A 6,084-nucleotide genomic window follows, 5' to 3' on the forward strand; every position below is an offset into this window, starting at 1 on the left:
CGTTGCTACTGAGTAGCGGGGACAGGATTTGAACCTGCGACCTCTGGGTTATGAGCCCAGCGAGCTACCGAGCTGCTCCACCCCGCGTCGGTGAACCCAACCTTACGGGACCCCCTCCACCAGCGCAAATCCCTTAAGCGGTGAGCTCCTGGTGCAGCGCCTCGCTCAGTCGGGCCGCGCGCTCGGCCACCTCCGCCGGGCCCAGCTCCACGGCCCGGGCGCACCAGCGCCGCCCCTCGGTCAGCTCGCCGCGGCGGGCCGCGAGCAGCGCGAGCCGCAGCGCGGCGCGGCCGTGCCCGGCACGGGCGGCACGGGTCCACCAGAGGGCGGCCTCGCGCTCGCTGCCCTCGCGGGCCAGGAGCAGGCCGAGGTTGAACGCGCCGTTACGGCTGCCGGCCTCCGCGGCCTCGCGGTACCAGTGGGCCGCCTCCGCCAGGTCACCTCGTCCGGCGGCCAGCATGCCCACCCGTACCTGGGCGCGCCGGTGCCCCTGCTGGGCGGCGCGCTCGTACCACTCCTCGCACTCGGTCTTCTCCTCGCGCGAGGCACCGAGCGCCGGCGGACCGGGCTCGGGCCGGCGCGCGTCGAGGACGCTCGCGAGCCGGAACGCGGCCTCGGCGCTGCCGCCGCCCGCCGCGCACCGCAGGTGGCGCTCGGCGGCCTGCTCGTCGCCGTCGCGGAGGCTGGCGATGCCGACCTGGAGGGCGGCCTCGGTGTGCCCGGCCGCCGCCGCGCGCTCGTACCAGGTCAGCGCGGAGCGGTCGTCGTCGCGACCCGCGTAGAGGATGCCGAGGTTGAAGGCGGCGTCGACGCTGCCGGCCTCCGCGGCCTTGGAGAACCAGGGCTCGGCGCCGTTCGCGTCGCCGGCCTGGAGCAGCAGGACGGCGAGCGCGTTGGCGGCCTCGCGGTGCCCGGCGTAGGCGGCGCGGCGGTACCACTGCTCGGCCTGCTGGTTGCGGTCCTGGGCGGCGCAGAGCAGCCCGAGGTTGTAGGCGCCGTTGACGTCGCCCGCGTCCATGGCGGCGCGGTACCAGCGCTCGGCGGTCTGCTGCTCGCCGCGGGCGGCGTGCAGGGCGCCGAGCGCGTTGGCGGCGTTGCCGTCGCCGTCCTGGGCGGCCCGCAGCCACCACACGGCGGCACTCTCCTCGTCCCCGGCGTCGCGCAGCAGGAAGCCGAGCGCGCAGGCGGCCTTGGCCTCGCCCTCCTTGGCCGAGCTCAGGTACCAGCGGCCGGCCTCCTTGAGCTCGCCGCGCTTCTCCAGGATCGCGCCGAGGTGCAGCGCGGCCCGCCGGTGCCCGCGCGCGGCGGACTGCCGGAACCACTGCTCGGCCTCGGCGAGCTCGCCGTCGGGCGGAGCGGAGGGCCCGGCGCCCGTGCTCACGCCCGTGCCCGCGCTCGCGCCCAGGGCGCCGTCACGGCCCGGGGCGCGGGTCGTCTCGGTCGCGCGCCTCTCCAGGGCCAGGGCGAGGCGGTACGCGGCCTCACGGTGGCCCTGCTCGGCGGCCGCGCGCAGCCAGCGCTCCGCGCCGACGTCGCTGCGGTGCTCCAGGAGGTCGGCAAGGGCGTAGGCGCCCAGGGCGTGGCCCTGCTCGGCGGACTGGCGCAGCCAGTACTCGGCGGCGGGCTCGTCGCCGCGCTCACGGTGGTGGCGGCCGAGCGCGTGGGCGGCGGGCGCGGAGCCCGCGACGGCGGCCACGCGCCACCAGCCGGCAGCCTCGTCCGCGTACCCCCGCTGGTGCAGCAGGACGCCCAGGTTGTTGGCGGCGGCACGGTCGCCCTCGGCGGTGGCTCCGCGCAGGTACGGCTCGGCGCCGTCGAGGTCGCCCCGGCGCAGCAGCAGCGCGCCGAGCACGCTCATCGACGCGGCGTCGCCGTTCTCGGCGGAGCGCCGGTGGCGTCCCTCGGTCTCGGTCTCCGTCTCGCTCTCGGCGGTGGTGGTGTCGATGGCCACATCGACGGCCTCGGCGGCCTCGATGATGTCCTCCGCGGCACGCCGGGCGTGCCGCTGCACAAACCGCCCTGTCTCCAACAGAGTTGCCCTGTCCCCCATAAAAACCATCGTCGCACCACCCGCAACGCGCGTACACCTGGTATACCGCAGCCAGTGAGGTCACTTCAGCGTTTTGTCGACATGCCCACAGAGAGATAAGTCAAACACGTCTCGCCCCAACTCGCCCCCTCCCTACCGGTCTTCGGGGCGTCGCGCGGCGTCGTGGAACAACGACAAGGGCCCGGATCCTGAAGGATCCGGGCCCTTGCCTGCAGTAGCGGGGACAGGATTTGAACCTGCGACCTCTGGGTTATGAGCCCAGCGAGCTACCGAGCTGCTCCACCCCGCGTCGTTGTTCCTTAAAGGTATCACGGCGCGGGGTGGGGTCTGACCAGGCCGGTCAGCCGCTCGGCGGGCTCGTGGGCGGTGCCGACGGCGTCCCGCTCGGGGACGGCGTCGCGGAGGCCGACGGCTTCGCGCCCTGCGCCGGAGTCGGCGTCAGCTTGGCACCGGCGTCCGCGGCCCGCTGGAGGGCGTCCTGCAGGTCCGTCTGGGCCTTGCCGTAGGCGGTCCAATCACCCTTCTGCAGCGCCGCCTCACCGTCGTCGTACGCCTTCTGGGCGTCCGCGATGGCCTGCTTCAGCGCGGCGTCGTTCGTCGTCGGCGTCGTCGGCGGCTTGGTGCCCGGCTGCTCCGGCTGCGGCGGGGTTGTGCCCTCCACGCCGAAGACGGCGTTCAGCGCGTCGGTGAGGTTGTCCTTGAACACCGTGGTGTCCTTGGTCGTGTCACCTGCCGGCTGGTCCGCGTCGACGTACGACACGGCGACCTTCTTCAGCAGCGGGTAGAGCGCGTTGCGACCCTGGGCGTAGACCGGCTCGACGTAGAGGAAGCCGCCGTCGAGCGGGACCGTGAGCAGGTTTCCGTACTGGATGTCGGAGTCCGCGCCCTTCATGTCCCGGACGAACTGGGCCACGTCCGGGAGGCCGTTGAGCTTGCTCTGCACCTGCGCGGGACCGGGGACGTCGGAGGTCACGCGCAGCAGCTCTATCCGCCCGTAGTCCTTGCTCTTGGCGTCGGCGTCGACCGCCATGAAGCCGCCCAGGTTGGGCCGCCCGTTCGGGGTGAACGTCGTCGTCAGCGAGAACCGCTGCTGGTCGTCCCCGGGCATCTTCAGGCTCAGGTAGTACGGCGGAACCGCGTTGCCGTCCTTGTTGGTCGGGTCGTCCGGCACCTGCCAGGCGTCCGAACCGCTGTAGAACTGCGCCGGGTTGGTGACGTGGTACCGGGTGAGCAGCTCGCGCTGGACCTTGAACATGTCCTGCGGGTACCGCAGGTGCTGCATGAGGCTGTCCTTGATCGCCTCGCGCGGCTCCACGGTGTCCGGGAACGCCTTCATCCAGGTCTTGAGGACCGGGTCCTTGGTGTCCCACTCGTAGAGCTTCACCGTGCCGTCGTAGGCGTCGACGGTGGCCTTCACCGAGTTGCGGATGTAGTTGACCTGGTTCTGCTGGGCGACCACCGTGCGCTGCTGGTTGCCGACCGTCAGCGCGTCGGCCGTGGTCTCCCCCAGCGTCGTGCGCGAGGCGTACGGGTACCCGTTGGTGGTCGTGTACGCGTCGACGATCCACTGGATCCGGCCGTCGACGACCGCCGGGTAGGCGTCGCCGTCGATGGTCAGCCAGGGCGCGACCGCCTCGACGCGCTCCTTGGGGGTGCGGTTGTAGAGGATCCTCGAACCCTCGCCGATGGCCCCCGAGTAGAGGATCTGCGGCTCGCTGAAGGCCACCGCGTACGCGGCGCGGTTGAAGGTGTTGGAGAGGTTGACCCCGCTCTTGCCCTCGTAGCTGGTGGTCTTCTCGCCGTTGTCCTCGTAGTCGAGTTCCTTCTGCGGACCGCCGACGATCGAGTACTGATCGGTCTTCTCGCCGTAGTAGATCCGCTGCTGGTACGGGCCGAGCTGGCCCGTGGTCGGCAGTCCGGCCTCGGTGAAGATCGGCGAGCCGTTGGCGTCCGTCTGCGTGCCCGTGGCCATGATCGCGCCATAGCCGTGGGTGTACGTGAAGTGGTCGTTGATCCAGTTCCGCTTCGGGATGCCCTTGATGTTGAGCTCACGCAGGCCGACGACGGTGTCCTGGCCCTTGTAGCGGTCGACGTCGAGGGTCGTCGGGAACTGGTAGTACTTCCGCTTCTGCTCCAGTTGCTGGAACGTCGGCGACACGATGTTCGGGTCGAGCAGCCGGTACTTGGCCGCCGTGTCCGCGTCGGTGCGCAGGACGTCCTTGTTCTTCGTCGTCGACTTGCCGGAGTAGTTCTCCGGCTTGGTCGAGTCGATGGCGTACGCCTTGCGGGTCGCGTCGATGTTCTTCTGGATGTACGGCGCTTCCTTGGCCTGCTCGTTCGGCTGGACCTGGAACTTCTGCACGATGGCCGGGTACAGGCCGCCGATCAGGATCGCCGACAGGACCATGAGGCCGAAGCCGATCACCGGCAGCTGCCAGGTGCGGCGCCAGAGCGTCGCGAAGAAGAGCACGGCGCAGATGACGGCGATGCAGAACAGGATCGTCTTCGCCGGCAGATAGGCGTTGGCGTCGACGTACCGCAGACCCGTCCAGTTCCCGGCCGCCTTGAAGTCGCTGGACTTCACGGCGAGGCCGTACCGGTCGAGCCAGTACGCCACGGCCTTCAGGGAGACGAAGACGCCGAGGAGCACCGAGAGGTGACCCGTCGCGGCGGCGGTGGCGCGGGCGCCGGGGCTGGTGACGCGCAGTCCGCCGTACAGGTAGTGCGTGAGGGCGGCGGCGATCAGCGACAGGATCGTGGCGGCGAAGCCGAAGGCGAGCAGGAAGCGGTACCAGGGCAGGTCGAAGGCGTAAAACGACACGTCCAGCTGGAACTGGGGGTCCTTCTGGCCGAACGACACGCCGTTGACCCACATGAGCCAGGTCCGCCACTGGCCGGAGGCCGAGGCGCCCGCGATCAGGCCCACCAGGGCGGTGATCGCGAGGAGCACCCACTTCTTGTACGGCGCGAGACCCATCCGGTACCGGTCGAGGCTCTGCTGCTCGAGCGACATCGCGCTCAGCGGCGGCCGCAGCCGGTGCGCGAGCCAGATGTTCAGCCCGACGGCGAGCGCCATCAGCAGACCGAAGACGGCGAAGAGGCCGATCTTGGTCCACAGGGTGGTGGTGAACACCGACGAGTACTGCACCGAGCGGTACCAGAGCCAGTCGGTCCAGAACCCGGCGAACATGACGAAGACCATGGCCAGGACGGCGAGCACGCCCAGGGTCATGAGCAGGGTGCGGGCGCGCCGGGACGGCCGGCCGACTCTGATCCTTGGCCCGGACGGACCTCCGCCGCCTCCGCGGTCCGGCATCTGGAAAGCCAACGTGCGCCCCTCGGGTTGATGCGTCGATAAGCAGGCCCCGCGATCGTAGAGCCCACTGATGCAACTTACTGAGGCTTTACCTAGTTCCCGTCTTCGGGGGCGGAGGAGGCAGGATGTTGTCCATGTCCAACGTTTCCCCCTCCGGCACCCCCATGGCCGCGAGCCCCCTCACCCGCGCGGTGCTCGAGATCGACGAGTACGCCTCCGGTCTCGGCTGGGACCGGCCGGCCCGGCTCTTCGCCCTGGTCGACACCGCCCGCCTGCGCGCCAAGGAGCCGGGGCTCGCCTCCCAGCTCGGCCTCCAAGGCGACGAGGCGGCCGCCTACACCCCCATCGAGCAGGACGAACTTCCGAAGGGGAAGGCCCTCGACGAGTTCCTCGGCACGATCGCCTGGCCCGACGCGGTGGCCGGCTGCGCGCTGACCGTGGAGCGGCTGATGCTCCCGCCGTCGGCGGAGGCCTCCGTTCCGGAGGGCCTGAGCGAGGCCGCTCTGGCGAAGTGGGTGGCCAGGCACCCCGACCGGCAGGAGGTCCGGATGACCGTGGCCGTGCTCCGTAACGGCGCGCGGGAGGCCGCGATCCGGCTGCGCGAGAAGGACTCGCCGAACGAGGTCCTCACGGGTGCGGACCTGGTCCCTGGCCTCGCGGAGGCCCTGGCGGCGACCTTCGAGTCCTGAGCCGCGTACGTACGCACGAGGGGGCGCCC

General features: G+C 71.1%; 3 protein-coding genes and 2 tRNA genes. 1 reads left to right on the forward strand and 4 read right to left on the reverse strand.

Going from position 1 to position 6,084, the window contains the following annotated elements; translation table 11 throughout:
• Positions 1 to 13 precede the first annotated feature (13 nt).
• The 4 genes from ACFWRO_RS36880 to ACFWRO_RS36895 all read right to left on the reverse strand — a co-directional run bounded on the left by ACFWRO_RS36880 (position 14) and on the right by ACFWRO_RS36895 (position 5,366).
• Positions 14 to 87: transfer RNA gene (locus ACFWRO_RS36880), tRNA-Met, on the reverse strand.
• A gap of 46 nt (positions 88 to 133) precedes the next feature.
• Positions 134 to 2,059 carry a tetratricopeptide repeat protein gene (locus tag ACFWRO_RS36885; RefSeq protein ID WP_384519033.1) on the reverse strand — a complete coding sequence of 642 codons (1,926 nt, stop codon included), beginning with the start codon at positions 2,057 to 2,059 and terminating at the stop codon, positions 134 to 136.
• A 206-nt stretch (positions 2,060 to 2,265) separates the two neighbouring features.
• A tRNA-Met gene (locus tag ACFWRO_RS36890) sits at positions 2,266 to 2,339 on the reverse strand.
• A 51-nt stretch (positions 2,340 to 2,390) separates the two neighbouring features.
• On the reverse strand, positions 2,391 to 5,366 hold the full coding sequence (locus tag ACFWRO_RS36895) for a UPF0182 family protein (RefSeq protein WP_384519035.1): 2,976 nt from the start codon (positions 5,364 to 5,366) through the stop codon (positions 2,391 to 2,393).
• 134 nt (positions 5,367 to 5,500) lie between these two features.
• On the opposite strand from ACFWRO_RS36895, the gene ACFWRO_RS36900 reads away from it, so the two are divergent.
• Complete coding sequence (locus ACFWRO_RS36900) at positions 5,501 to 6,055, forward strand: PPA1309 family protein (RefSeq protein ID WP_384519038.1); 555 nt, start codon at positions 5,501 to 5,503, stop codon at positions 6,053 to 6,055.
• The last annotated feature ends 29 nt before the right edge of the window (positions 6,056 to 6,084 follow it).

It is taken from the genome of Streptomyces sp. NPDC058579 (genome assembly GCF_042718575.1).
Lineage (GTDB): Bacteria > Actinomycetota > Actinomycetes > Streptomycetales > Streptomycetaceae > Streptomyces.